The sequence below is a fragment of the Nocardia sp. NPDC050378 genome (assembly GCF_040655675.1).
GTDB lineage: Bacteria > Actinomycetota > Actinomycetes > Mycobacteriales > Mycobacteriaceae > Nocardia > Nocardia coubleae.
Window position 1 is genome coordinate 101091 of the sequence record NZ_JBFAKI010000015.1, and the last position, 26881, is coordinate 127971.

The window sequence follows — 26881 nt, forward strand, 5'->3', positions numbered from 1 at the left end:
ATTATCTCGCCTCGGGGAAGCCGCGCTGGTCACGGCTGGTGTGATGTGGTTAACAGGCATCGAAGTCGGGTTTGCTGTTGACGGTGATCCAGACCACCCTGCACTATGCTACTAAGCAAGCGCTTAGTCATCAAAGGAGATCCGAATGCCGGAAGCTGTGATCGTCGCCGCTGCCCGTTCCCCGATCGGTCGAGCGGGCAAGGGCTCGCTCAAGGACATGCGTCCCGACGACCTGACCGTGCAGATGGTGCGTGCCGCGCTGGCTCAGGTGCCCGACCTCGACCCGACCCAGATCGAGGATCTCGTCCTCGGCTGCGGTCAGCCGGCAGGCGAATCGGGCTTCAACATGGCCCGCACGGTGGCCGTGCTGGCCGGGCTCGACACGGTGCCCGGCACGACCGTCAATCGCTACTGTTCGTCGAGCCTGCAGACCACCCGGATGGCGCTGCACGCGATCAAGGCCGGTGAGGGCGACGTCTTCATCTCGGCCGGGGTCGAGACGGTGAGCCGCTTCACCAAGGGCAATGCCGACGGTATGCCCGACACCCAGAATCCGGTCTTCGCCGACGCGGTCGCTCGCACCGCCGAACGTGCCGCCGGTGGTGCCCCGTCGTGGGCCGACCCCCGCGTGAACGGTCTGCTGCCCGATGTCTACATCGCCATGGGGCAGACCGCGGAGAACGTCGCCCAGTTCACCGGGATCACCCGTGCCGAGCAGGACGAATTCGGTGTCCGCTCGCAGAATCTGGCCGAGAAGGCGATCGCCAACGGATTCTGGGCAACCGACATCACTCCGGTGACACTGCCCGACGGCACGGTGGTCAGCGCCGACGACGGCCCGCGTGCCGGTGTCACCCTCGAGGCGGTGAGTCAGCTGAAGCCGGTGTTCCGTCCCGACGGCACCGTCACCGCGGGCAACTGCTGCGCGCTCAACGACGGCGCCGCCGCTCTGGTCATCATGTCCGACACCAAGGCCAGAGAACTGGGACTGACCCCGCTCGCCCGGGTCGTCAGCACCGGTGTCTCGGGCCTGTCGCCGGAGATCATGGGCCTGGGCCCGATCGAAGCCTCCAAGCAGGCCCTGCGCCGCGCGGGTCTGAGCATCGACGACATCGACCTGGTCGAGATCAACGAGGCCTTCGCCGTGCAGGTGCTCGGCTCCGCCCGCGAACTCGGCATCCCCGAGGACAAGCTGAACATCAACGGTGGGGCGATCGCGGTCGGTCACCCGTTCGGCATGACCGGTGCCCGCATCACCAGCACGCTGATCAACTCGCTGCGCTTCCACGACAAGCAGTTCGGCTTGGAGACGATGTGTGTGGGCGGCGGCCAGGGTATGGCCATGGTGCTGGAGCGGCTCTCGTGACCGGCCGTTTCGCGGGCAAGACCGCGATCGTCACCGGCGCCAGCCGAGGGATCGGGCTCGGCATCGCGCAGCGCCTGGTCGACGACGGCGCGAAGGTCGTCGTCACCGCCCGCAAGCAGGACGCCCTCGACGCGGCGGTGGTCCAGCTCGGCGGCCCCGAGCACGCGCTCGGCGTGGCGGGCCGCGCCGATGACACCACGCATCAGGAAGACGCCGTCGCCCGCGCGATCGAGACGTTCGGCAGCGTCGATCTACTGGTGAACAACACCGGCATCAACCCGGTGTACGGTCCGATGATCGAGATGGACCTGCAGGCCGCGCGCAAGATCATCGAGGTCAATTGCCTTGCGGCACTGGCGTGGACCCAGCAGGTGCACAAGGCGTGGATGGCCGAGCACGGCGGCGCGGTGGTGAACGTGTCGTCGGTCGCCGGAATCAAGCCCGCGCCCGGCATCGGGTTCTATGGTGCCAGCAAAGCGATGCTGACCTATATCACCCAGGAGCTGGCCGTGGAGCTCGGCCCGAAGCTCCGGGTGAACGCGGTCGCGCCCGCCGTGGTGAAGACGAAGTTCGCCACCGCCCTGTATGAGGGCAAGGAGCAGGAGCTCGCCGAGACCTACCCACTCAAGCGGCTCGGCGTGCCCGAGGACATCGCGGGCGCGGTGGCGTTCCTGCTCTCCGACGACGCGTCCTGGGTCACCGGACAACTACTGGTCCTCGACGGCGGCGTCACGCTGACCGGCGGCGTCTGACAACCACTACTGGCGAAAACCTCAGGAGAAACCAATGAGCACACCGACCAAGACCGCGATCGTCACCGGCGCCGCCCGGGGCATCGGCGCGGGCGTTGCCCGTCGGCTCGCCGCCGACGGCATGGCCGTCGCCGTGATCGACCTCGACGAGGTCGCCTGTAAGCCGGTCGTCGAGCAGATCCAGGCCGCGGGCGGCCGGGCGATCGCCGTCGGCGCCGACGTCTCCGACGAGGCGGCCGTCACCGGGGCCGTCGAGCGGGTCGTCGCCGAGCTGGGCGCCCCGACCGTGCTGGTCAACAACGCGGGCGTGATCCGCGACAACCTGTTGTTCCGGATGACCACCGACGACTGGGATACGGTGATGAACGTGCACCTACGCGGCGCGTTCCTGATGACCCGCGCGGTCCAGAAGTACATGACGGAGGCCGGGTTCGGCCGCATCGTCAATCTGTCGAGCACCTCGGCGCTGGGCAACCGTGGCCAGGCCAACTACGCCGCGGCCAAGGCGGGCGTGCAGGGCTTCACCAAGACCCTCGCCCTCGAGCTCGGCAAGTTCGGTGTCACCGCCAACGCCATCGCCCCCGGTTTCATCGAGACCGAGATGACCGCGGCCACCGCGGCACGCGTCGGCATTCCGTTCGAGGACTTCAAAGCCGGTGCGGCCAAGGAGATTCCGGTCGCTCGCACCGGTGTGCCCGAGGACATCGCGCACGCCGTGTCGTTCTTCGCCGGCGAGGGAGCGGGTTTCGTGTCCGGTCAGGTGCTCTACGTCGCGGGAGGGCCGAAGGCATGAGAGTTTTCCAGGGCGTCGCCGACCTCGAGGGTGCTGTCGGAACCCATCTCGGCTACTCCGGGTGGCACACCATCACCCAGGCGCAGATCAACGCGTTCGCCGACGCGACCGGTGATCACCAGTGGATCCACATCGACACCGAGAAGGCCGCAGACGGTCCGTTCGGCACCACGATCGCGCACGGTTATCTGACCTTGTCGCTGCTGCCGCTGCTGGTCCCGCAGGTGTACCGGGTCGAGGGCGTGCGGATGGCCGTCAACTACGGTGCAAACAAGCTGCGTTTCCCGGCGCCGGTCCCGGTGGACTCGAAGGTGCGCGCCGGCATCGAGCTGGTCTCGGTCGCGGCGGGTGCCGCGGGCCACCTGGTCACTTCCCGGGTGACGGTCGAACGCGAAGGCGGCGACAAGCCGGTCTGCGTGGTCGAATCGCTGACCCTCGTGGTGGCCTGATGGAGACCCCGGCCGACCTTCCCGGCCTGGATCTCGGCCGGTTCTCCACCTGGCTACGCGGTCAGGTCCCGGTGGCGGGCTCGGCCCTGAGCGCCACGCTGATCGCAGGCGGCAAATCGAACCTGACCTATGTGGTCACCGACGGCACCAGCCGGTGGATCGTGCGCCGCCCACCGCTGGGCCATGTGCTGGCCACCGCCCACGACATGGCCCGCGAATACCGGGTGATGGCGGCCCTACAGCACACCGACGTCCCGGTGCCGACCATGTACGCACTGTGCCAGGACGACACCGTGCTCGGTGCCCCCTTCTACGTGATGGAGTACATCGAGGGCACGCCGTACCGGACCGCCGCCGAACTGCGTGAGCTGGGATCCGAACGCACCCGCGCCATTTCGACCGATCTGATCGACACCCTCGCGGTACTGCACGCGGTCGATCCCGCGGCAGTCGGGTTGGCCGATTTCGGTCGTCCCGAGGGCTTCCTGGAACGCCAGGTGCGCCGATGGAAGAAGCAGCTCGACGCGTCGCACACCCGCGACCTCCCGCTGGCCGAGGAACTGCACGCGCTGCTCGCCGCGGACGTCCCCGCCGAGTCGGCGGTGGGCATCGTGCACGGTGACTACCGGCTCGACAATGTGCTCACCGATCCCGAGGACCGGCTCGCGGCGGTCGTCGACTGGGAGATGGCCACCCTCGGTGATCCGCTGACCGACCTGGCGCTGATGGTCGTCTACGGCCGCCTCGCGGCCAGGGCGGGCAGCGCCGTCGTTGCCGACGCGACGGTGGCACCGGGCTTTCTGACCGAAGACGAGATCATCGCCCGCTACACCGCGCGCAGCGAGCGCGACATGTCGCGGTTCGGTTTCTATCTCGGGCTCGCCGCGTTCAAACTGGCCGCGATCCTCGAAGGCATCCATTACCGCTATCTGCACGGCCAGACTGTCGGCGAAGGTTTCGATGCCATCGGTTCGGCGATCGAGCCCCTCCTCGAAACCGGCCTCACCGCACTGAAGGAGTACCGCTGATGGATTTCGCCTACGACGCCCGCACCGAGGAATTGCGTGCCTCGCTGATCGACTTCATGGACGCCCACGTCTACCCGGCCGAACCGGTGTTCCGCGAACAGGTGTCCCAGCTCGACAACCGCTGGGCCTGGGATTCGGTGCCGATCATGACCGAGCTGCGGGCCGAGGCCCGCAGGCGTGGCCTGTGGAATCTGTTCCTGCCCGGCGAGGAGGGTGCCGGGCTGACCAACCTGCAGTACGCCCCGCTGGCCGAGATCACCGGCCGCAGTGGTCATCTGGCTCCGGCCACGCTGAACTGCGCGGCGCCCGACACCGGCAACATGGAGGTGCTGGCCCAATTCGGCACCGAAGAGCAGCGCAAGGAATGGCTCGAGCCGTTGCTGGACGGGCGGATCCGGTCGGCGTTCGCGATGACCGAACCCGACGTGGCCTCCTCCGACGCGACCAACATCTCCACCCGCATCGAGCGCGACGGCGACGACTACGTGCTCAACGGGCGTAAGTGGTGGATAACCGGCGCCATGAACCCCAACTGCCGCATCTTCATCGTGATGGGCAAGACCGACCCGACCGCGAGCAGGCACCAGCAGCAGTCGATGATCCTGGTCCCGCGCGACACCCCTGGCGTGGAGATCATCCGCGGCATGGAGGTCTTCGGCTACGACGACCACGAGCACGGCGGCCACGCGGAGATGCGTTTCACCGATGTGCGGGTCCCGGCCACCAATCTGATCGGCGGCGAGGGGTACGGCTTCGCCATCGCGCAGGCCCGCCTCGGGCCCGGCCGCATCCACCACTGCATGCGAGCCGTCGGCGTGGCCGAACGGGCCATCGAGGCGATGTGCGCCCGCGCCGAGGCGCGTGTCGCGTTCGGCAAGCCGCTCAGCGAGCAGGGCGTGATCCGCGACTGGATCGCCGAGTCGCGGGTCAAGCTCGAGCAGCTGCGGTTGCTGGTGCTCAAGACCGCGTGGCTGATGGACACCGTGGGCAACAAGGGCGCCCACACCGAGATCCAGGCGATCAAGATCGCCACCCCGGCCACCGTCCAATGGATTCTCGACAAAGCCATCCAGGTGCACGGCGCCGCCGGTGTGTCCCAGGACTTCTCGCTGGCCGCCGCCTACGCGGGCAACCGCACCCTGCGCTTCGCCGACGGACCGGACGAGGTCCACAAGAACGCGCTGGCCAAGAACGAGCTGCGCAAATATCGGGAGAGCCGATGACCATCGACGAACTCCGCACCAGGATCCGGGAATTCCTCGCCGCCAACGATCCCGCGACCACCGAGCGCCTGGAATTCTTGCGCGCTCGCTACGACGCGGGTCTGGCGTGGGTGTACTTCCCCGAAGGCCACGGTGGTCTCGGTCTGCCGCACGGCTGGCAGACCGAGGTGGACCAGCTCTTCGAGCAGGCCGGGGCCCCGGACAACAATCCGGCGGCCAACGTGATCGGTCTCGGCATGGCCGGTCCGACCATCCTGGCCTGTGGTACCGAGGAGCAGAAGAAGCGTTTCCTGCGCCCGCTGTGGACAGGCGAGGAGATCTGGTGCCAGCTGTTCAGCGAACCCGGCGCCGGCTCCGACCTGGCCGATGTCAGCACGCGCGCGGTCCGCGACGGTCACGAGTGGGTGGTCGACGGGCAGAAGGTGTGGACCTCGAGCGCGCACCTGGCGCACTTCGCCATCCTGCTCGCCCGCACCGACCCGAACGTCCCCAAACACCGTGGCATGTCGTACTTCCTGATCGACATGACCCAGCCGGGTATCGAGGTGCGGCCGCTGCGCCAGATCACCGGTGAGGCCGAGTTCAACGAGGTCTTCATCACCGACGCCCGCGTCCCCGACGAACAGCGCCTCGGCGCCGAGGGCGACGGGTGGCGCATCGCCAACACCACCCTCAACACCGAGCGCGTCGCCATCGGCGGCCGGGCGAGTGCCCGCGAATCGGGGCTGATCGGCGTGGTCACCGACACGTGGCGGGCGAACCCGGAACGGCGCACCCCGGAGCTGCACGACCGGTTGCTGCGGCTGTGGGTCGACGCCGAGGTCGCCCGGCTCACCGGACTTCGCCTGCGCCAGAAGCTGGCTCAGGGTCAGCCGGGTCCGGAGGGCTCGGCGATGAAGTTGTCCTTCGCCCGGATCGCGCAGCAGCTGTCCGGACTCGAGGTCGAACTGCTGGGCGAAGAAGGCCTGCGCTATTCCGACTGGACCATGGTCCGTCCCGAGCGTGTCGACATGAACGCGCGCGATGCCGGATACCGCTACCTGCGGGCCAAGGGTAATTCCATCGAGGGCGGCACCTCCGAGATCCTGCGAAACATCGTGTCCGAACGCATCCTCGGCCTGCCCGCCGAGCCGCGTACCGACAAGGACCGTCCCTGGAAAGAAGTCGCGCGATGACCGACGTTGATCTGCTCTACACCGAAGTCGAGGACGACCTGCGCGCCGTGGTGCGCTCGGTGCTGACCGCGCAGTGCGAACCCGGCGCGGTCACCGCCCTCTACGACGGCGACCGCGCGCTGGTCGCGGGGCTGTGGAAGAACATCGCCGTCGACCTCGGCCTGGCCGGACTGCTCGTTCCCGAAGCGGACGGTGGCGCGGGTGCCTCGGCTCGTGAGGCGGCGGTGGTGCTCGAGGAGCTCGGGCGTTTCGTCGCCCCGGTGCCCTTCCTGACCAGTGCCGTGGTCGCGACCACCGCACTGCTCGGCTCCGGTTCGGCGCTGCTCGGTCAGCTGGCGGCGGGGGAGCGCACGGCCGCCCTGGCCGTGCCCTTGACCACGGCCGCCCACGCGGTGTCGCCCACCGTGTCGGCGGACGCCGACGGACGGCTCACAGGCGATGTCACCAGTGTCGCCGGTGCGCTCGAGTCCGATGTGCTGCTGGTGCCGGCCACGGGGCCGGAAGGTGTTGCGCTGTACGCGATCTCGACCGCCGATGCGAACCTCACGCCGGTCGTCTCCTTCGACATGACCCGCCAGCTGGCGGACCTCGGGTTCGACGGTGCCGCAGGCGAACTCGTGGTCGCCGACGGTGCGGCGGCGGTGGGCCGGGCGCTCGCGGCCGGTACCGCCCTGCTCGCCTCCGAGCAGTACGGTCTGGCGCGGTGGTGCCTCGACGAGACCGTGGCGTACCTGCGGGAACGTCGCCAGTTCGGGCGCGTGGTCGGCGGCTTCCAGGCGATCAAACACCGGCTGGCCGAGCTCTACACCGCGGTCGAGTCCGGCAACGCCGCTGCCCGCTATGCCGCCGCCACGCTCGCCACCGACGACGCCGACGCACCCGTCGCGGCCTCGGTTGCCCAGGCGTTCTGCAGCGACCTCGCGGTCCACGCCGGTGAGGAGGCGGTGCAGCTGCACGGCGGCATGGGCATGACCTGGGAGCACCCGGCCCACCTGTACCTCAAGCGCGCCAAGGCCGACCAGCTCGCCTTCGGTACCGCCGGGACGCACCGGCTGCGCTTGGCCGAGCTGGTCGAGGTTCCCCGACCCTGATCATCGGTGTCCCAGCAAGGCCGAGGCGTTGCTCGACCTGCTCGACGAGGAGATCGTGTCCCGCTTCCGAAACGGCCTGCGCAGGGTGCTGCGAACGCGGTAGCTGAGGTAAGCGGCTGGTGGGCGACCTGCTCGGCATCAGCCGCTATGTCCGCTCTCCGACGAGAGACGGCAGTACCAGCTCCCGGTACCGCCGCTTCATCGTCTCGATCACCTCGTGGCCATCGCTGGACCACACCGTGGCGTTGAAGATCTCGACTTCCACGTCGCCTCGGTACCCGGCGTCGCGGACCCAGCGGCCGATGGTCGTGAAGTCGATGACGCCGTCGCCCATCATGCCCCGGGACAGCAGCGGGTCGGCGGTCATCGGGTTCAGCCAGTCGCACACCTGATACGAACTGATCCGCCCGGCCGCACCGGCCTGCGCGATCTGTTGCGCCAGGGTCGGGTCCCACCAGAGATGGAAGGTGTCGACCACGACGCCCACGGTGTCGGCCGGATGCGGCGCTGCCATCGAGAGTGCCTGCGCCAGTGTGGAAATCACGGCTCGATCGGCACAGAACATGGGGTGCAACGGTTCCAGCGCCAGGCGAACGCCGCGGTCGGCGGCGTAAGGGACCAGGAGCGCGAGCCGCTCCTCGACCCGTGCCCGGGCACCGGCGAGATCCCGATCGGGGATCCCGCCCATCACCATCACCAGTTCCCGCGTGCCGAGTGTCGCCGCGTCATCGATGGCACGGCGGTTGTCGTCGAGCGCGGCCGGTCCGTCTTCCTTCCCGGTCAGGAAGCCGCCGCGGCACAGGCTGGAGACGCGCAGACCCGCGTCGGCCACGATCTTGGCCGCGGTGGTGGCCCCGACCTCGTCGACCCGGTCACGCCACAGTCCGATCGCGCCGAGTCCGGCCCTTGCCGCACCGTCCACCGCCTCGGCCAAGGTCCAGCGCTTGGTCGTCGCGGTGTTCAGCGACAGTGAGCGGTACGGAGCCGCCGAGTCGTACGGGACCTGCTGCGCGACAACCGATGTCATGATCCGAGTCCGTTCAGTTCGAGGTAAAGCCGCATTCGGTGCACGGCCAGTTCGGGGTCCGACAGCAGCCCGGCCCGGTCGGCGAGCCGGAACAGTTCGGCCAGGTGCGGCACGGAACGGCCCGTGGACAACCCGCCGACCATGGAGAAGCCGGGCTGACGACCGTTGAGCCACGACAGGAACGCGATACCGGTCTTGTAGTAGTACGTCGGCGCCGCGAAGATGTGGCGCCCGAGTTCCTGTGTGCTACGGAGTATTTCGGATGCCCGCGCCACGTTGCCGTTGTCGAGTTCCTGCAGCGCGGTCGACGCGGCCGGATAGATCGCCGCGAAGATGCCGAGCAGCGCATCCGAATGCCCCTGTGTATCACCGACGATGAGTTCGGGATAGTTGAAATCGTCGCCGGTGTAGAGCCGTACCCCCGGCGGCAAGGCGCGTCGCAGCGCGATCTCGTGTCCGGCATCCAGCAGCGAGACCTTGACGCCCTCGATCTTCGACCTGTTGTTCTCGATGAGCGTCCGGAAGGTCTCGGTGGCGGTGGCGATATCGTCGCTACCCCAATAGCCGTGCAGCGCGGGATCGAACATGGTGCCGAGCCAGTGCAGGATCACCGGCCGGTCGACACCCGCCAGCAGCCGCTCGTAGACGTCCACATAGTCGGCCGCCGACTCCGCGACCCGCACGAGAGCCCGCGAAGCCATCAGGATCACCTGCGCGCCCGCCTCGGTGACCACGTCGATCTGCTCGCGGTAGGCGTCGACGATCCTGGTGAGCCCGGCCGACCCGGCGGGCAGGCCGTCGAGGTCGAGCTGATCGGTGCCCGCACCGCAGGCGAGCCTGCCCCCGGTGGAGGCGGCCTCACCGCCGGAACGCCGGATCAATTCGGCGGTGGTCCGCCAGTCGAGGCCCATCCCGCGCTGCGCGGTGTCCATGGCATCGGCGACACCGAGCCCGTAGGACCACAGCTCGTGCCGGTAGGCCAGCGTCGCGTCCCAGTCGATCGTCACGGGCGCGCCCGGCGTGTTGTCGGCCGTGGCACGCGGAATCACATGCGCGGCAGCGAAAGCCACCCGCGAGGTGATCGGCCGGGGCGGCCGCGTCCACGCACCCGGAGCGCCGAGCACGTACCGTTCGAGCCGGTCGCCGGCGGGCAGCAGTACCGACACATCGGTCGGGGCCGCGGTCACAGCGTGACCTCTGGAATCTCGATGCGGCGGCCTTCGGCGGAGCTGCGCAGGCCGAGTTCGGCGAGCTGAACTCCGCGCGCGGCGGAGAGCAGCCCGTAGCGGTGCGGCCGCTCGTTCACGACGTCGGCGAGGAATTCCTCCCACTGCAATTTGAAGCCGTTGTCCAGATCGGCGTTCGCCGGCACCTCGAGCCATTGATCGCGGAACGGTTCGGTGACCGGAAGATCCGGGTTCCACACGGGTTTGGGCGTATGCGAGCGATGCTGCGCGACACATTTGCGCAACCCGGCCACGGCCGAACCGTGTGTACCGTCGATCTGGAACTCGACGAGCTCGTCGCGGTACACGCGCACCGCCCATGACGAATTGATTTGCGCGACAACGCCGTTCGCCATCTCGAAGATGCCGTAGGCGGCATCGTCGGCGGTGGCGTCGTACGGCTTGCCCTGTTCGTCCCACCGGGTGGGGATATGGGTCGTCGCCTTCGCGGTGACCGCCTCGACCTTGCCGAGCAACCCCTCGAGCACGTAGTTCCAGTGGCAGAACATGTCGACGACGATGCCGCCGCCGTCCTCGGCGCGGTAGTTCCAGCTGGGACGCTGGGCGGGCTGGCCGTCGCCTTCGAAGACCCAGTAGCCGAATTCGCCACGCAGTGACAGAATCCGCCCGAAGAAACCCTCGTCGACCAGCCTGCGCAATTTGACCAGGCCGGGCAGATAGAGCTTGTCGTGCACGACACCAGCGGTGACGCCCGCGTTCGCGGCGACTCTGGCGAGTTCTACTGCCTCGGTGAGCGTTTCGGCGGTCGGCTTCTCGGTGAACACGTGCTTGCCCGCCTTCATCGCCGCTGCGAGCGCCTCCGCGCGCCGGGACGTGACCTGTGCGTCGAAGTAGATGCCGATGGACGGGTCGGCGATGACGGCGGCGGCATCGGTACTCCATTCGGCGATACCGTGCTGTGCCGCGAGTTCGGCCAGCTTGGCGGCGTTGCGGCCCACGAGGACGGGCTCCACCTGGACGCGGCTGCCGTCCGGGAGCAGGAGGCCACCGGCGTCGCGGATCGGCAGGATCGAGCGCATGAGGTGCTGGCGGTAACCCATGCGACCGGTGACGCCGTTCATGGCGATGCGGAGCGTGCGCGGGGGAGTGGAATCGGGCATTGTTCTGTGCCTCTTCTGATTTGCGTGGCTGACGACCCGCAGAATGGGTCGCGGACGGTGCGGAGGAACTCCGCACCACGGCGATGGACAAGTCAGCTCGGAATGCGCTTTCCAAGCTATGCTAAGTCACCGAGTCCGGTCAACCCCACCCCGAACCGAGGGAACGAGGCACGAAGTCATGGCGGCTGTGAGATTGCAAGACGTCGCGATCCGGGCGGGCGTCTCCCAGGCGACCGCCTCCCGGGTGCTCAACGGATCGTCGCGGGTGCCCGGCGAAGGCGTGGCCGACCGGGTGCGCGCCGCCGCCGCGGAGCTCGGCTATGTGCCGAATGCCCAGGCCCAGGCCCTGGCGCGGTCGTCGACCGGGCTGATCGGGCTCGTCGTGCACGACATCGCCGACCCCTACTTCTCCTCGATCGTGCAGGGGGTGCAGACGGCGGCGCGCCGGGCGGGCAAGCTCGTCCTGCTGGCCAGCACGCAACGCGATTTCGACATCGAGCGCGAATCGGTGAGCACGTTCATCTCGCACCGCGCCGACGCGATCATCCTCGCGGGGTCGCGCCAGAGCGGCGATCTCGACCGCGATCTCGAGAAGGAGTGCGCGCGGTATCTGGACAACAGCGGCAAGGTGGTCGTCGTCGGGCAACCGCTGTCCTTCGGTGCCGCCGTCGAGCCCGAAAACTATGTGGCATCAGCGGAATTGGCGCACGCGTTGCTCGGTCAGGGGCATCGCGACTTCGCGGTGATCGGCGGGCCCGGTCACATCAGGACCGCCGTCGACCGGCGCAACGGCTTCGTCGAGGCACTCGCGTCACAGGGGGTGACACCGCTGGTGGAGATCGCGGGCGACTTCTCCCGCGACGGTGGTTTCAGCGCCGCGCGTCGCCTCGCCGCGGCCTTGGAACTGCGCCACGGGCAGGCGGTCCCGCCCTGCGTCTTCGCCGTGAGCGACGTGATGGCGATCGGGGCGATCGCGGCCTGGCGCGAGCTCGGCTTGGTGGTGCCCGACGATGTCTGCGTCGCCGGGTTCGACGACATTCCCACGCTGCGCGACCACGTGCCGGGACTCTCGACGGTGGCGCTGTCGCTGGTGGACATCGGCGAACGGGCCGTCGCGCTCGCGCTCGACGACACCGCGACGTCCTCGCGCGCACACGAATTCGTGCCCGGTCGGGTGATCCTGCGCGACAGCAGTGTTTTGCGCCGCCCGTGACCTGGCCCGATTCGAAACCCTTGACACTGTGGGTCGGGTCACACTAGCCTCGGATCCAGCTTCGGAAAGCGCATTCCCAGCGGGTGCAGTTCGAATCCCGCTCCACTACTAGCTTTAGGACTCCAGATGGCGGTAGTCACGTCCGTCGAGGCCGGTTCCCCCGCACCGAAAGCGGCGCAACCCGCTCGCCCCCGGCGCCGAAAGCTTCCCTCCCCGGCCGGTCTCTGGTCGACCGTCTGGCGGCCACTCGCCCTGGTGGCGGTGCTCGTCGTCGCCTGGTGGGCCGTCACGAGATTCGAGCTCGTCGAGCCCTACATCCTGCCGTCGCCCGCCGATACCTGGCGCACCACCGTGGACAACTCGGCGTATCTGCTCGAGAACACCTGGGTCACCACCTACGAAACGGTGGTCGGCTTCATCATCGCCGCGCTGATCGGCGAAGCCGTCGCCCTGGTGATGATCTATTCGCGTGGCGTCGAGCGAACGATGTACCCGCTCATCCTCTTCGCGCAGGTCATCCCGAAAATCGCCATCGCCCCGCTGTTCATCGTCTGGCTCGGCTTCGGCACCAGCCCCAAGATTCTCGTCGCCGTGCTGATGGCGTTCTTCCCGATCGTCATCTCCGGTATGGCCGGCCTGCGCTCGGTCGACCCGGAGATCCTCGAACTCACCTCCACCATGGGCGCGAGCAATTGGAAGACGTTTGTGAAAGTGCGTTTCCCGGCGTCGCTTCCGCAACTGATGTCCGGGCTCAAGATCGCCGCCACCCTAGCGGTCACCGGTGCCGTCGTCGGTGAATTCGTCGGCGCCAACGAAGGTCTGGGTTATGTGATTCTGCAGGCCAACGGAAACATCGACACCGCGATGCTGTTCGCGGCCCTGATCATCATGTCGCTGCTCGGCATCATCCTGTTCGCGATCATCGAGATCGCCGAACAGTTCCTCATTCCCTGGCACGCCTCCCGTCGATCCACGGCCTCGGTCGTCGGGGCGGCTTGAGCATGCCGAACCACCGTATTCGCGCCACAGCTGGAGAACTCGCATGAAATTCCGAACACGCACACTCACGTCCGTCGGGGCCGCCGCGGTCGCCTCGGTGCTGGTCTTGACCGGCTGCGGAGGCGGCGGCACCGAGGCCAAGGAGCCCGGCACCGACGGGAAGACCACGCCGGTGTCGCTGATGCTCAACTGGTACCCCTACGGCGAGCACGCCCCGTTCTATTACGGCGTGCAGGAAGGCATTTTCGCCAAGCACGGCATCGATCTGACGATCTCGGCCGGCCAGGGCTCGACGAAGACCACGCAGGCCACCGGTTCCGAGCAGACCGACTTCGGCTGGGCCGATACGCCCGCCGTCCTCAGCAATATCGACAAGGGCGTCAAGGTCAAGAGCGTCGGCGTCTTCCTGCAAACCACGCCGTCGGCGGTGCAGGTGTTCGCCGATTCGAATATCCGCACTCCGGCCGACCTGGTGGGCAAGACCATCGCCGTCTCCGCGGGCGACGCACCGACCACCACCTTCCCCGTCTATCTCGACAAGGCGGGCGTACCCGCCGATCAGGTCACTCAGCAGAGTCTGGACTCCGCGGGCAAGATGTCGGCGATGCTCTCGGGCCGCGTCGACGGGCTGATCGGCTTCGCGCACGACCAAGGTCCCACCATCGCGAACAAGAGCGGCAAAGAGGTGCGCTACCTGCGGTATTCGGAGCAGGGGCTCAACTTCTTCAGCAACGGCCTGATCGCGAACCAGGCCACGATCGACTCCTCGCCCAAGCTGGTGCAGGCCATGGTCGACGCGACCAGCGAGGCCTTCGCCGCCGCGGCAGCCGAGCCCGAGGCCGCGGTCGCCGCGATGGAAGGCAAGGACCCGCAACTGCCGCCGCAGCCGGTGCTGCTGCAGCAGTGGCAGCAGACCATCCCGCTGCTCACCACCCCGGAAACCGTCGGCAAGGCGCCCGGAACCAATACCGAGGCGAACTGGCGCGCCACCGTCGAGGTGCTCAGCAACGCCGAGCTCCTCGAGAAGGCCGAGGACCCGGCCAAGTACTGGGACTCCAAATTCACCCCGACCAGTCGGCCGTGACGGAACAGGTGACGAAATGAGCACACCCACCGACATCCGCACCGGCACCGCGGTCGCCGTAGACGGGCTGACCGTAAGGTTCTCTTCCACCCGCGGCGAGGTCACCGCACTGCACGATGTCGACCTGCACGTCCGCCGCGGCGAGTTCGTGTCGATCGTCGGCCCGTCCGGTTGCGGTAAATCGACGCTGCTGAAAGTCGTCGCGGGCCTGACCGACCCGAGCGGGGGCAGCGTCGAACTCGGCGGTGCCCCCGTGCGGGGGCCGCAGCGCGATATCGGCTATGTATTCCAGCGTGCCGCACTGCTGGAATGGCGAACCGTACGCAAGAACATCCTGCTGCAGGCGGAGATGCGCGGCATGGACAAGCGCGCAGCGGCCGCCGAATGCGATCGGCTCATCGAGATGACCGGGCTCGGCGGCTTCGAGAACGCCCTGCCGCACGAACTCTCCGGTGGTATGCAGCAGCGGGTCTCGCTGTGCCGAGCCCTGCTGCACCGACCGGAAGTGCTGCTGATGGACGAGCCGTTCGGCGCACTCGACGCGCTCACCCGGGAACGGATGAACGTCGAACTGCACCGCATCTGGCGGGAGACGGGCACCACCGTCCTGCTGGTCACGCATTCGGTGGCCGAGGCCGTCTATCTCGCCAATCGGGTCGTGGTGATGAGTCCACGACCGGGCAAGATCATCGAATTGCTCGATGTCGACCTGCCCGCGCACCGCGAGTACGCCACGACGATGGAGACACCGGAATTCATCACCGTCGCCAACCGGGTCCGGGAACTGCTCGGCGCGGTGGCGCAAGCGGACTGAGATCCGGACCGCAGAAAGGACGTCGACCGCGTGAGGGTTCTCCTCGCCCCGGACAAATTCAAAGGAAGCCTCACCGCGGCCGAAGTGGCCGACCGCCTCGCCGACGGCTTGGCGGAGGCGGGCATCGACTGCGTGCGGATGCCGATGGCCGACGGCGGTGACGGGAGCGTCGACGCGGCGGTCGCGGCCGGTTTCACGCCGCATCCGGTGACGGTGGCCGGGGCGTCGGGAACCCCGACATACGCGCGGATCGCGGTCGGCGACGGCACCGCGGTGGTCGAGGTCGCGAGCACCTGCGGCCTCGCCACCCTGCCGAACGGCCGGAAGCTGCCGCTGGACGCGAGCAGTCTCGGTGTGGGACAAGCGGTCTCGCAGGCTTTGCGACACCGGCCGCAACGCCTGGTCCTCGCGCTCGGTGGCAGCGCCTGCACCGACGGTGGGATGGGGATGCTCGCCGCGCTCGGCTTCACCTTCGCCGACGCGAGCGGACAGCGACTGCGCGCGTGTGGCCGCAGTCTCGCCCGCGTCCACACGGTCGACTCGTCGCGGGCGGTCCGGTTGAGCGAGGTGGACATCGTGGTCGCCGGTGATGTCACCAACCCATTGCTGGGGCCGGACGGTGCGGCCGCCGTGTACGGCCCACAGAAGGGCGCCACCGAATCCGACGTCCGGTTCCTCGACGACGGACTGCGCAACCTGGTCCGCGCCTTCGTCCGCAGCGGCTGTCCGGAAGCGGAGGCAATCGCGGCCGCGCCCGGTGCGGGCAGCGCGGGCGGGATCGGCTTCGCCGCCCTGCTGCTCGGCGGTACCAGCGTCTCCGGCGCCGAGTTCTTTCTCGAACTGCTCGAATTCGACCGCCACCTGCCCGATGTCGACCTGGTGATCACCGGCGAGGGCAGCATCGACGAGCAGACCGCCCACGGAAAACTCCCCGCGGTTCTGGCCGCCCGCGCCCACCCCACCCCCGTCGTCGCGGTCGCCGGACGCAACACCCTGCCCCGCGACCATTGGCACCGAGCCGGTTTCACAACCGTCTACTCTCTCGGCGACTACACCGACTCGAACACCGCCGAAGACCCGGACCTGACCAGCCGGCTTCTCACCCGGATAGGCCGCGAGATCGGCCGCATTCCGGCGATTTCCAGCTGATCACCATGGTCCGAGCCGCGCTCGGCAGCTGCGACGCCCGGTTCATTCCTCACCCGGCGCGTGGGAGTGCCCGGGTGGCCGGGTGAGGTCGTCGAGGACGACCACGTTTCCCCCGGACTGTTTCGCCTGGTACATCGCCGCATCGGCGGATTGCAGCAAGCGGTCGGGGGTGGGGCGTGGGCACTGCGGGCAGACCGTCGCGTCGAAGACCGCGACGCCGATGCTGGCCGTCACGCCCACCGCGGTATCCGAGGGCGCGGCGACCACCCGGCGGAGGTGTTCGGCGACGTCGCGGGCGTCGGCCGCCGCGATCGGGGCGGCTACGACGAACTCCTCACCGCCGGTCCGGGCCACCACCGCCGAATCCGGGGTGGCCTCGCGCAGGCGCCGGGCGGTTCGCATCAGCACGATGTCGCCGATGCGGTGACCCCAGGTGTCGTTGACGCTCTTGAACCGGTCCAGGTCGAAGGAGATGACGCAGACGGCACGATGGTCCTCGACGAGTCGGGGGAGCCGGTTCTCGAGCCCTCGCCGGTTGAGCAGTTCGGTGAGCGGGTCCGAGAGTGACTCGACGCGCAGCAGCCAGTAGAGCAGCTGGAACGCGGGCACCGCGGTGATCACCGTCGCCAGCAGCAGACCCACCGCGACCGCGAGCGTGACTCCGTCGCCGCCCGTCGCGATCCGCACGGACAACACCACCACCGACAACACCGACCAGGCCGAATGCGCGGCCACGGCCCGTGCGCTGTGGAAGAAGCTCAGATAGCTGCCGGTCGCCAGCAGCAGTACGGCACCCATGGCGCCGAACAGACGGTTGTGCACCTGGAGGAACTCGATCGTGAACAGCAGATCGGCGCAGGCGATCAGGACCAGCGACTCCGTTCTGCCGGGCCAGGGCAGCAGCCACCAGCGCACGGCCCACAGCGTGCCCGCCAGAACTCCGACAACCGATGCCGGGCCGGGCGGCCCCGCGGGCGTGCCCGCGATCACCAGACCCATCACCGCGATCCCCGCACCGGCGGCGCCCATCAGCACCTTCAGCGGCAGCAGCGCCGAACGAACGGCGAGGGTGCGCACCAGCCAGCGGTAGTCGACCGGGTCCGCCCACCAGGACCGCAGCGTCGTACCGCCACTCACCGACTCACCCTTGGACCCGACGGCATAGCCACCTCGTTCCTGCCGAGCGCGAAAATCGAGAAATCCCATCGAATTGTTCGCAGTAGTCTAGGTGTCGTCGCTGAGGAACCCGGCCACACTGGAGGCGTGACAGCCGAACTACGTTCCCTCACCGTCGACATCGACACCGGCCGGTGGCGCGACACGGTCCTCACGAGCGTGAATCTGAGTGTTCCCGCCGGACAGCTCACCGCGCTGCTCGGCGGCCCCGGCGACGGCAAGACGATGATCGCCTACGCACTGACCGGTCGCCTACCCGAATCGGCACGGGCGAGTGGTGAAGTCGCGATCGACGGCCGTGTCGGCTATGTCCCTCAGGACGGTATCGATGCCTTCGTGCCCGACCGCACCGTCGGCGAGCAGCTCCGCCGATCGGAGCTTCGACACCGAGCCTGGACCGTCGAACAAGCCTGCGCTGCTGCTCATTATCCGATCGACGCCTTGGATCTGCTTGCGCGGCACAACTCCGCGGGCCAGATCCAACGCGCCGCGGTCGCGGCCGCCCTGCTGACCGCTCCCGATGTCCTGGTCGCGGACGGCCCGACCGCTTCCCTGGACCAGGGCACCGCCTACGGTGTGTGGAAGTCGCTTCGCGAGTACGCCGACACCGGTGCGGCCCTGCTCGTCATCACCCACGACATCGCCCTGCTCGCCGCCACCGGTTACGCCGACCGCCTGGTTGTCATCAGCAAAGGGCGGATTCTGGCCGCCGGGACGATGGCGGAACTGTCCGCCTCCGAGGATCCGCGGGTGCGGATGTCTGTGGGAGGCGCTGCTTCGTACGGCGAGCCGGGCCAGACGTCGGGACCTGCGACGAGCTCAGCGGTCGATCTGCGCCGGTAGCTCGCTGTAGAAATCGCGTAGCGCGCCGGTGATCGCGATGAACACCCGGTGGGCTGCTTCGAGGTCGGCAGCCGGCAGCTCGGCCATCGCAGCCCGGGTGCGGGTGCTGAGTGGTTCGAAGAATCCGGCCGCCACGGACATGCCGTGGTCGGTGTAGCCGAGGTGCACTCGTCGGCGGTCCGTGGCGTCGGGTACTCGCTCGAGGTGGCCGGATTCGATCATCCGCTCGACCAGGTAGGTGACCGCGGGCGCGGATATCCCCATCAGTGTGCTCAACCGACCCGCGGTCACCGGTGTGCCTTCGGCCTGTGCGGTTGCCACATGCATCAGGGCACGGAAGTCGTTGGGGCGCAGATCATTGGACCGCGCGAAGACGTGACCGATCTGTTCGGAGATCGCGGTCAGCGCACGCAGATCGCGGGCGATCTCGGTTTCCAGCTGCGACCGGTCGTGAGCCGGATCGGTGTCCTCGGTGGTCTGGTCACCCAACGCATGTCTCCTCTCGATCCGGTGGCGAGCTTAGCCGCTCCCGGCCCCGGGCATTGTCAGATAATTAAGTTTCTGAAATAGTTGTCGGCGTGATGCGACTCAGCGACGGGCAGGGATGGGATCGGTTCGCCCGGATGGTGACCGGACGGCGATCGTGGGCACTGCTACTCGCGGTGTTCGTGGCCGCGGTGGCTGTTGTCGCGTCGGCCGGCAGCAATCAGAGCGCCGGGCAGGCGCCGGTGTCGCTGCCTTCCTCGGCGGAATCCGCTCGGGCAGCCGCTGCCGCCGACGACTTCCCCGGCGCGGACGAAGCCGCCGCGATCCTGGTGGCGACCCGCACCGATGACGGCGTGCTCACCCCGACCGACCTGGCCGCAGTCGAGGCCGCGCTCACCCGGGCCGAGGTCTCCGCGTCGGGCGGTCCACGCGTCGTCCCGGCGCCCGACGGCCGCGCCGCCATCGCTCAGATCCCGGTGCCTGCGGACCTGAACGGGTTCGCGCTCACCGATCGCATCGACGAGCTGCGCACCACCCTCACCACGGACCTGCCCGAACCGCTGCGCGTGCAAGTGACCGGCGGTCCCGCCTTCGGCGCCGACATCGCCGACTCCTTCTCCGGTGCCAACACCCTGCTGCTGATCGTCACAGCGCTCGTGGTGATGGTGCTGCTGATCCTCACCTACCGCTCACCGGTGCTCTGGCTCGTGCCGCTGACGGTCGTCGGCCTGGCCGACCGCGTCGCCACCAGCGTCGGCACCGCACTGGCCCAGCTCACCGGTCTCACCTTCGACGGCTCGACCTCCGGCATCACCAGCGTCCTGGTCTTCGGCGCGGGCACGAACTACGCACTGCTGCTCGTCTCCCGGTACCGCGACGAACTGCATCGCCACGACGACCATCGCGACGCTTTGCGCGCGGCGGTACGCCATGCCGCGCCCGCCGTCGTGGCCAGCAATGTCACTGTTGTGCTCGCACTGCTGACCCTGCTGCTGGCCGCGCTGCCGAACACGCGCAGCCTCGGCGCGTTCGCCGCGGCCGGACTCGTCGTCGCGTTGATCTTCGTCCTGTTCGCCCTGCCCCCGGCCTTGGCCCTGTGTGGGCGAAAGATCTTCTGGCCGTTCGTGCCGCACGCCGACGGTCGTGACCCGGCCGAGCACGGCATCTGGGCGAATGTCGCGATGCGCGTGGTGCGCCGTCCGGCGCTCGTCGCCGGTGTCGCGTCGGCCGTCCTCGTGGTCTTCGCCGCCGGTCTCGCGACCACCGACATCGGCCTGTCACGCACCGAGCAGTTCCGGGTCGAAGCCGAATCCGTCGACGGACTACAGACCTTGGCCGAGCACTTCCCCTCCGGCTCCGCCGATCCCGCCGTCGTGATCGCCCGCACGGCGGCCGCACCGTCGGTGCAGGCCGAGCTCGATGCGGTGCCAGGGATTTCCCGGGCGACCCGCACCGGAGCCTCCGACACCGGAATGACGCGCTGGTCGGTCGTCCTCGACGCGCCGCCCGGCTCGGCCGACGCGTTCACCACCGTCGAGGCGATGCGGTCGGCACTCGGCGCGATCCCCAACGGTGCGGCGCTCGTCGGCGGCTCCGATGCCGAGGCCCTCGATATCCGCGACGCCGCGCGCCGGGACCAGGGACTGGTCATCCCGCTGATCCTGGTCGTCGTTCTGCTGGTGTTGCTCGCCCTGTTGCGGGCGGTCCCGGCGGCGGTACTGCTCGTCGGCGTCACGGTCCTGAGCGCGCTCGCCGCCCTCGGCGCGGGCAGCTGGATCAGCGGCACCGTGTTCGGCTTCCCGGCATTGGACACCAACGTGCCACTGTTCGGTTTCCTGTTCCTGGTCGCACTCGGCGTGGACTACACGATCTTCCTGGTGACCAGGGCGCGCGAGGAAGCAGCGGCCCACGGCACCACCCAGGGCATGGTCCGTGCCGTCGCATCCACCGGCGCGGTGATCACCAGCGCGGGCGCGGTGCTGGCCGCGGTGTTCTGCGTCTTGGGCGTACTTCCATTGATCACCCTCACCCAACTCGGCATCGTCGTCGGCATCGGCATCCTGCTCGACACCTTCGTGGTCAGAACCCTGGTAGTCCCCGCCCTGTTCGAACTCCTCGGCGACAAGGTCTGGTGGCCCGAGCGGTTCCATCTCGGATGCCGGGCGCGTCACCGGGGCGTCGGGTAAGGCTCCGCTGCGAATGACCCGGTGACGCGCTGCTCACTACCTCCCGGCGCCGGGTCCGTCGGCAACATAGAGTTGTCCCGCGCAAGTTCAAGCAGGCGGCGCTCCGCTGTGGGCGTCAGGGTCGGATCGGCATTTCAGGCCGCGTTGCTCGTCGCAATACGCACGACAGGAGCGAAGGACTATGACCTCGGACTCGACATCTGGTGCGAACAGTTCACGTGATCAGACGCTGCTGATTCTCGGTGCGAGCGGCGATCTCACGGCGCGGCTGCTGCTGCCGGGGCTCGGTGCGCTGTTGACCACCGGCAGTGTGGACAAACTTCAGCTCGTCGGCAGCGCGGTGGAAAGCTGGGACGACGACCGCTGGCGTTCGCAGGTCACCGAGTCCTTCGCGACCGTGGACGCGCGCGGGCCGCAGGTGGAAGCCGTCGTCGCGACGACCCGCTATGTCACGGCGGATGCCACCGACGAGAACGATCTGCGCGCAGTGCTGGACTCGTGCTCGGGTCAGCTGATCATCTATTTCGCGCTGCCGCCCGCTGTCACCGAGAAGGTCTGTCGCGTGCTCACCGGAGTGGACCTGCCCGAGGGCACCCGGCTGGCGATCGAGAAGCCGTTCGGCAGCGACGCCGAGAGCGCCGCCGCGCTCAACGAGTTGGTGACACAGCTGGTTCCGGAAGACCACGTGCATCGGATCGACCACTTCGTCGCCATGTCGACCGTTCTCAATATTCTGGGTGTGCGGTTCGCCAACCGCATGATCGAACCGTTGCTCAACAACCAGCACGTGCACAGCGTGGACGTGGTCTTCGACGAGAGCCTGACGCTGGAAGGTCGGGCCGCCTTCTACGACGGCACCGGTGCGCTGGCGGACATGATCCAGAGCCACCTGCTCGAGGTGCTGTCGCTGTTCGCGATGGAGCCCGTGCCGTCTCTGCACGGAGACGCCGTGCGCGACGGGAAAGCCCAGATCTTGCGGGCCACCCGGATCTGGGACGACGACCCGATCGAATACAGCCGCCGTGCCCGCTACACCGCGGGTGAGATCGACGGCCGTCAGGTGCCCTCCTTCGTGGACGAGGAGGGCATCGACGGCTCCCGAAATACCGAGACCTTCGCCGAATTGGTGCTCGCGGTCGATACCTGGCGCTGGTCGGGTGTGCCGTTCCGGGTGCGCTCGGGAAAAGCGCTCGGCTCACCGCGCACGGAGGTGACGGTCACCTTCAAGCCGCCGCAACAAGTACCGGTCGGTATGACCGGCAGCCCGCAACCCAACCGACTCCACATCGGAATACCGCTCGGCGCCAACACCTTCGGGCTCGACGTGAACATCAGCGGACCGGGCGACTCGTTCGAGATCGATCCGGTGAGCTTGGCCGGAGAGTTCGGCGCGGGCATGCTGCCCCCCTACGGCCAAGTACTCCGGGGCGTGATCGAGGGCATCCCACCACTGTCGGTCCGTGGCGACATGGCTGTCCAATGCTGGCGCATCATCGAGCCGGTCCGCGAGGCCTGGCGCGAAAACCGGGTGCCGATAGGGGAGTACGCGGCAGGCAGCACCGGCCCCGACGGCTGGGCTCCGACCGGGCTTCCCGGCCAGGGGGAATGAGATGACGAGTTCGGAGAGTTCCCACCTCGACGTCCCCGACGCGGGATTGCGCATGGTCGCTCGGTGGGGATTGTGGATCAACCTCGCCACCTTCATGATCGGCTACGCCACGGGCGTCATTTCCGGCGCGTTGCTCTACATCCGAGGCGACCTCGACCTCCACGACGCCCAACAGGGCCTGGTGACCAGTATTCTGCTGCTCGGCGCGCTGGTCGCGGCGATGTTCACCGGCGGGCTCGCGGACCGATTCGGCCGCAAAATGGTGCTCGGTGGCGCCGGACTGCTGTTCGCGGTCGGCTTCATCGTGTCGGCGCTGGCGACCGGATTCCCGCTGCTCGTTCTCGGCCGCCTGGTCATGGGCTTGGGTGTCGGCATCGCCTCGGCACTGGTTCCCACCTATCTGGGCGAGATTTCGCCGCCGCAGATCCGCGGGCGAATGCTCACCCTCAATCAGCTGCTGCAGACGGTCGGCATGCTCGTCGCCTACCTCGTGAACCTCGCGTTCAGCGGTAGTGGCGACTGGCGCGCGATGTTCTGGGTCGGTGCGATTCCGGCCGTTTTGCTGGTGCTGATCGTGAGACGGCTACCGGAAACGCCCACCTGGCTGATCGCGCAGGGGCGTATCGACGAAGCCCGAACCACCATCGGCTCGGTCGTCGGTGCCGCGGGTGCCGAGAAGGTGATCGAGCACTACCGCCACCAGGAAGCCGAACGCCGGCGCCTTCGGGAGCAGGACAAGAGTCCCGAGCAGAAGGGGTGGCGGGTGCTGCTGGCGCCCCGCGTCCGCCCCGCGCTGGTCGTCGCGCTCGGCCTCGCTGTTCTGCAGCAGTTCGTCGGCATCAACACCGTGCTCTACTACGCCCCGACGATCATGGAGGAGACCGGCCTCAGCGCCTCGAACTCGATCGTCTATTCGGTCATCATCGGCATCGTCAATCTCGCGATGACATTCGTCTCGCTGCGCTTGATCGACCGGCTCGGCCGCCGGCCGCTGCTGCTGATCTCCCTGGTCGGAATGGGGATCTCGGTCGCGCTGCTCGGTGTCTCGTTCATCGTCGATCTCGGTTCGGTGATCCTGCTGGTGTGCATGCTGGTGTTCGTGTCGTCCTTCGCCATCGGGATGGGCCCGGTGTTCTGGGTGATCCTCGCCGAGGTCTTCCCACCCGACGTGCAGGCGCAGGGCTCGGGCGCGGGCTCCGCGGTGAGCTGGTTGTCGAACTTCATCATGTCGACGGCCTTCCTGCCGCTGACCGGGGCGATCGGATCAGGACCTGTCTTCCTGATCTTCGCCGTGATCTGCCTGGTGGCCTTGATATTCGTCTACCGCCGGGTCCCCGAGACCAAGGACCGCGACTTCGCACAGATCGACGAAGACCTGCAGGCCCGCGCCGGTAGGCACATCCCGAACTAGCGCATAGGTGGGCGAACAGCGTTCGCGGCATTCCACGAAACAGGGTGAGCTGCTCGTCGCCGCGTTGCCCGCCGGTCGGCACCATCACTGCGAACCTACGATGGCACGAAAGACCTACGCGGCCAATGGTTTCGGAACCGGTGCGTTCGGTAGCCGAGTCGGAGCTCGGCCTACCCGATTGCTACCGGCGGCGCAACCGCTGTGATCGGCGCATCCAGCCGGAAACTCGGTCGATGTGACCGAAATACGCTCTGTCTCAACGTGATCGCCGTAAAATAGTGCGTAGCGGCCCGTCGTGTGATGGACGCGAGTCGAGTAGCGACTCCACGGCGCAACGCGGGCTGCTCGTTGCGAAATGGCAGAGCGCGGTGAGTGCGGTCGTGCCATGATTCCCGCTGCCGGTGGAATGGTTTCGTGCCTGCCGGAAGCCGTCATCACCGTGCCTTCATTGCGATTTCCGGGCTGCGAAGATTCGTGAATCGGAAATGGCTCGACGATGCGAGTTGACGACTGTCTGGTCGGATTGCCGGAATATAGCTTCATCGGTCTCGGCGCTCCCGCCCCGCTCCCGAGTGGGGCGCGATGTCCGCGTCGACTCACTGCTCGCCGGGCGGCCGAGCGTATTCCTCGATGCCGTCGAGCATCTGATCCTCCCCGTGGTCTGCTTGTCCCTGGTGCCCGCCGTCGCGATCGGCCGTGCCCTGCGCAGCAGCTTGCAGCACACGCTGCGCTCGGACTTCGTTCGCACCGCCCGCGTCAAAGGCCTCACCGAGCTAGGCGTCCTCGGCAGACACGCCATGCGCAATTCGGTGAACTCGACACTGTCGATCGCGGGCATGCAGGTAGCCGCCATGTTCGGCGCCGACATCGTGCTGGAGCTGATCTTCGCCTGGCCGGGCATCGGCCTCTACACCGCCCAAGCGGTGAAAGCCGGTGACTACACCACGATCGCCGGCATCACCTTGATCCTCGGCGCGATCTACGTCCTGACGAATTTCCTCGTCGACCTCGCTCAAGCATTCGCCGACCCGCGGACAGCGGAAGGCATTGCATGACAAAGGCTTCCGTCATCGAGATGGACGTCGTCGTCGTTCCGCGACGAGGTCGGTCGACTCGTCGCGGCTCACTAGAAAGCGTCGGCCTCGGCCAACGCCTGACCTCAGGAATGCTCGAATCGCAGTCGGCCCCGGTGTATCAGTGGCTTACGAGATCGCGGTACGTACCGAGGATGCCGCGGATGGAGGAGGTCACCGGGAGGGGGCCGTCGAGCGGCGTCCAGGCGTAGCGCGCATGGGCGGTGAGTCGAATCGGTTCGAAGGCCGCTACATCCACGGCGAAATGCAGACGGCGGACGCGGCGTGCGTCGGGCGACAGGTAGTCGAAATCGCCTACGTGATGGCGGATCCCGGTGACAAGCAGCCCGGTTTCCTCGCGCACCCCACGGGCCACCGCCGCGGCCAGGGTTTCACCGGGCTGCACAGTGGCTCCGGGAAGCTTCAGTGGGACCTTGACCGGGCCACTGTCGTGACGCTCCAGGAGTAGTACTGTTCCGTCACGTTCGATGATCACACCGACTCTCGGAGCGGTGCCGTCGACCTCGGCTTGGCGGGCCAGTTCTTCCAACTCCGACGCGGAGACCATGGGACTTACCGACTTCCGATTCCGGATCCGACCTCGCCGGATCCGACGACTGTATCAATGAAATAGATTACTCCTCGACACCAGGTCGACGCGCTCGAATGAGGCCGCCGTGGCAGCCGCGACTAGCTTCGAGGGTCACCCTGCTGTTCGCGAGGATCGGGAGGGCCCCGGATCGGTGCGGAAAGCGCGGACGATCAGGTTGGCGGCCTCGGTGCAAATGGTGTCGGCGTCGGTGCGGGGGAGCGGGATCGTGCCGTACATCGACGCGTGCAGACCCTGCTGGACGAGAAGCGAGACGAACTGACGGGCCGCGGTCGCGGGATCCTCGACATCGAGTTCACCGCGGGAGCGCAGCAGGTCGGCGATCTGGGACACCAGCTGTTTCGGTTCGCCGTCGGCACAGGCGGGGCGCAGCGACGGGATCCGGGCGACCTCGCTGATGATGAGACGGCGCAGCGCGGACGCCCGCTCGTCGAGCAGCACCCGCAGGACCCGGTGGCCGATCTCGACGAGCGCGGCGGTGACGTCGGTGCGATCCGACCCGGCGATCGCGGTGCCGAAGGTCGCTGCCACCTGGGCGCGTTCGTGCTCGACCGCGGCCAGGAACAGGGTCTGTTTGTCGCCGAAGTGGTTGTAGGCGGTTTGTTTTGCCACGCCGGCCCGTTCGGCGATCACGTCGAGGGTTGCCCGCTCGTAGCCGTCGCGCAGGAATGTGTCGATCGCGGCGTCGAGGATGGCTCGACGCTTTCCCGGATCGCCCCCTGGGGGGCGGCCGCCGGGTCCGGTCGATCGCGTTGCCGATGTCGACATGTCCGTCGGCGCCTTTCGCGGATGAGTGGCCTGGGTCACCAAGATTACGAGTGGACGAGCCAGTCTATCTACTATTTACTGGACTGGACTGACTAGTCTAAGTAACTCGGAGCTGCGGAGGTTTCATGACGGCGACATCGACCGATCTACTGGCGCTCGACGCGGCGGCGCAGGACATGTTGTTCCGCGCTGCCCGCACCGCCAACACG

The 26881-nt window shown here is 67.9% G+C and carries 25 protein-coding genes; 18 read left to right on the top strand and 7 right to left on the bottom strand.

The window, feature by feature from the left end; genetic code table 11:
• Positions 1–145 precede the first annotated feature (145 nt).
• The 8 genes from AB0I35_RS26015 to AB0I35_RS26050 are packed head-to-tail and all read left to right on the top strand — an operon-like array spanning position 146 to position 7877.
• Positions 146–1366, top strand: coding sequence for an acetyl-CoA C-acetyltransferase (locus AB0I35_RS26015; RefSeq protein ID WP_357398932.1), 1221 nt, complete (start codon positions 146–148; stop codon positions 1364–1366).
• Complete coding sequence (locus tag AB0I35_RS26020) at positions 1363–2118, top strand: SDR family oxidoreductase (protein WP_357143004.1); 756 nt, start codon at positions 1363–1365, stop codon at positions 2116–2118. Before AB0I35_RS26015 ends, AB0I35_RS26020 begins: the two co-directional genes overlap by 4 nt.
• A 34-nt stretch (positions 2119–2152) precedes the next feature.
• Positions 2153–2911, top strand: a complete 759-nt coding sequence (locus AB0I35_RS26025) for an SDR family oxidoreductase (protein WP_357398933.1) — start codon at positions 2153–2155, stop codon at positions 2909–2911.
• Positions 2908–3360, top strand: a complete 453-nt coding sequence (locus AB0I35_RS26030) for a MaoC family dehydratase (RefSeq protein WP_357398935.1) — start codon at positions 2908–2910, stop codon at positions 3358–3360. Before AB0I35_RS26025 ends, AB0I35_RS26030 begins: the two co-directional genes overlap by 4 nt.
• Positions 3360–4388, top strand: coding sequence for a phosphotransferase family protein (locus tag AB0I35_RS26035; protein WP_357398936.1), 1029 nt, complete (start codon positions 3360–3362; stop codon positions 4386–4388). The genes AB0I35_RS26030 and AB0I35_RS26035 overlap by 1 nt, the downstream gene beginning before the upstream one ends.
• Positions 4388–5611, top strand: a complete 1224-nt coding sequence (locus AB0I35_RS26040; protein ID WP_357398937.1) for an acyl-CoA dehydrogenase family protein — start codon at positions 4388–4390, stop codon at positions 5609–5611. The genes AB0I35_RS26035 and AB0I35_RS26040 overlap by 1 nt, the downstream gene beginning before the upstream one ends.
• Positions 5608–6786, top strand: coding sequence for an acyl-CoA dehydrogenase family protein (locus AB0I35_RS26045; protein WP_357398938.1), 1179 nt, complete (start codon positions 5608–5610; stop codon positions 6784–6786). The genes AB0I35_RS26040 and AB0I35_RS26045 overlap by 4 nt, the downstream gene beginning before the upstream one ends.
• Complete coding sequence (locus tag AB0I35_RS26050) at positions 6783–7877, top strand: acyl-CoA dehydrogenase family protein (RefSeq protein WP_357398940.1); 1095 nt, start codon at positions 6783–6785, stop codon at positions 7875–7877. The genes AB0I35_RS26045 and AB0I35_RS26050 overlap by 4 nt, the downstream gene beginning before the upstream one ends.
• Before the next feature lie 145 nt (positions 7878–8022).
• Here the strand turns inward: AB0I35_RS26050 and AB0I35_RS26055 are convergent, their stop codons facing one another.
• Genes AB0I35_RS26055 through AB0I35_RS26065 form a run of 3 tightly spaced genes read right to left on the bottom strand, consistent with a single transcriptional unit; the run spans position 8023 to position 11251 of the window.
• Complete coding sequence (locus AB0I35_RS26055; protein ID WP_357398941.1) at positions 8023–8904, bottom strand: sugar phosphate isomerase/epimerase family protein; 882 nt, start codon at positions 8902–8904, stop codon at positions 8023–8025.
• Positions 8901–10091: a dihydrodipicolinate synthase family protein gene (locus tag AB0I35_RS26060; protein WP_357398942.1), complete on the bottom strand. Its 1191-nt coding sequence runs from the start codon at positions 10089–10091 to the stop codon at positions 8901–8903. The genes AB0I35_RS26055 and AB0I35_RS26060 overlap by 4 nt, the downstream gene beginning before the upstream one ends.
• Positions 10088–11251, bottom strand: coding sequence for a Gfo/Idh/MocA family oxidoreductase (locus AB0I35_RS26065; RefSeq protein WP_357398943.1), 1164 nt, complete (start codon positions 11249–11251; stop codon positions 10088–10090). The genes AB0I35_RS26060 and AB0I35_RS26065 overlap by 4 nt, the downstream gene beginning before the upstream one ends.
• 178 nt (positions 11252–11429) lie before the next feature.
• Here AB0I35_RS26065 and AB0I35_RS26070 point away from each other — a divergent pair, with 178 nt between their 5' ends.
• The 5 genes from AB0I35_RS26070 (at position 11430) to AB0I35_RS26090 (ending at position 16510) form a co-directional block, all read left to right on the top strand.
• Positions 11430–12464, top strand: a complete 1035-nt coding sequence (locus AB0I35_RS26070; RefSeq protein WP_357398944.1) for a LacI family DNA-binding transcriptional regulator — start codon at positions 11430–11432, stop codon at positions 12462–12464.
• A gap of 126 nt (positions 12465–12590) precedes the next feature.
• Positions 12591–13463 (top strand): ABC transporter permease, encoded by an 873-nt coding sequence (locus AB0I35_RS26075; RefSeq protein ID WP_357398946.1) that lies wholly within the window; start codon positions 12591–12593, stop codon positions 13461–13463.
• A gap of 43 nt (positions 13464–13506) precedes the next feature.
• Entirely contained in the window at positions 13507–14547 is a 1041-nt protein-coding gene (locus AB0I35_RS26080) for an ABC transporter substrate-binding protein (RefSeq protein ID WP_357398947.1), read from the top strand.
• A gap of 16 nt (positions 14548–14563) precedes the next feature.
• Positions 14564–15361, top strand: a complete 798-nt coding sequence (locus tag AB0I35_RS26085) for an ABC transporter ATP-binding protein (protein WP_357398949.1) — start codon at positions 14564–14566, stop codon at positions 15359–15361.
• Between the two features lie 30 nt (positions 15362–15391).
• Positions 15392–16510 carry a glycerate kinase gene (locus AB0I35_RS26090; RefSeq protein WP_357398950.1) on the top strand — a complete coding sequence of 373 codons (1119 nt, stop codon included), beginning with the start codon at positions 15392–15394 and terminating at the stop codon, positions 16508–16510.
• A gap of 42 nt (positions 16511–16552) precedes the next feature.
• Here AB0I35_RS26090 and AB0I35_RS26095 read toward each other — a convergent pair whose 3' ends face one another.
• Positions 16553–17647 carry a GGDEF domain-containing protein gene (locus AB0I35_RS26095; protein ID WP_357398951.1) on the bottom strand — a complete coding sequence of 365 codons (1095 nt, stop codon included), beginning with the start codon at positions 17645–17647 and terminating at the stop codon, positions 16553–16555.
• Between the two features lie 126 nt (positions 17648–17773).
• Here AB0I35_RS26095 and AB0I35_RS26100 point away from each other — a divergent pair, with 126 nt between their 5' ends.
• Positions 17774–18529 carry an ATP-binding cassette domain-containing protein gene (locus AB0I35_RS26100; RefSeq protein ID WP_357398953.1) on the top strand — a complete coding sequence of 252 codons (756 nt, stop codon included), beginning with the start codon at positions 17774–17776 and terminating at the stop codon, positions 18527–18529.
• On the opposite strand, the gene AB0I35_RS26105 is transcribed toward AB0I35_RS26100, so the two are convergent.
• Complete coding sequence (locus AB0I35_RS26105; RefSeq protein ID WP_357398955.1) at positions 18506–19018, bottom strand: MarR family winged helix-turn-helix transcriptional regulator; 513 nt, start codon at positions 19016–19018, stop codon at positions 18506–18508. The two genes, AB0I35_RS26100 and AB0I35_RS26105, sit on opposite strands and share 24 nt — an antisense overlap.
• 92 nt (positions 19019–19110) lie before the next feature.
• Between AB0I35_RS26105 and AB0I35_RS26110 the strand changes: the two genes are divergently transcribed.
• The 4 genes from AB0I35_RS26110 to AB0I35_RS26125 all read left to right on the top strand — a co-directional run bounded on the left by AB0I35_RS26110 (position 19111) and on the right by AB0I35_RS26125 (position 25276).
• Positions 19111–21201, top strand: coding sequence for an MMPL family transporter (locus AB0I35_RS26110; RefSeq protein WP_357398968.1), 2091 nt, complete (start codon positions 19111–19113; stop codon positions 21199–21201).
• Between the two features lie 181 nt (positions 21202–21382).
• Positions 21383–22810: a glucose-6-phosphate dehydrogenase gene (locus tag AB0I35_RS26115; RefSeq protein ID WP_357398956.1), complete on the top strand. Its 1428-nt coding sequence runs from the start codon at positions 21383–21385 to the stop codon at positions 22808–22810.
• 1 nt (position 22811) lies between these two features.
• On the top strand, positions 22812–24221 hold the full coding sequence (locus AB0I35_RS26120) for a sugar porter family MFS transporter (protein ID WP_357398957.1): 1410 nt from the start codon (positions 22812–22814) through the stop codon (positions 24219–24221).
• A 572-nt stretch (positions 24222–24793) separates the two neighbouring features.
• Positions 24794–25276 carry an ABC transporter permease gene (locus AB0I35_RS26125; RefSeq protein WP_357398959.1) on the top strand — a complete coding sequence of 161 codons (483 nt, stop codon included), beginning with the start codon at positions 24794–24796 and terminating at the stop codon, positions 25274–25276.
• 139 nt (positions 25277–25415) lie between these two features.
• Here AB0I35_RS26125 and AB0I35_RS26130 read toward each other — a convergent pair whose 3' ends face one another.
• Both AB0I35_RS26130 and AB0I35_RS26135 read right to left on the bottom strand, forming a co-directional pair.
• Positions 25416–25862 carry an NUDIX hydrolase gene (locus AB0I35_RS26130; protein ID WP_357398960.1) on the bottom strand — a complete coding sequence of 149 codons (447 nt, stop codon included), beginning with the start codon at positions 25860–25862 and terminating at the stop codon, positions 25416–25418.
• Between the two features lie 135 nt (positions 25863–25997).
• Entirely contained in the window at positions 25998–26672 is a 675-nt protein-coding gene (locus AB0I35_RS26135; protein WP_357398961.1) for a TetR/AcrR family transcriptional regulator, read from the bottom strand.
• Positions 26673–26881 lie beyond the last annotated feature (209 nt).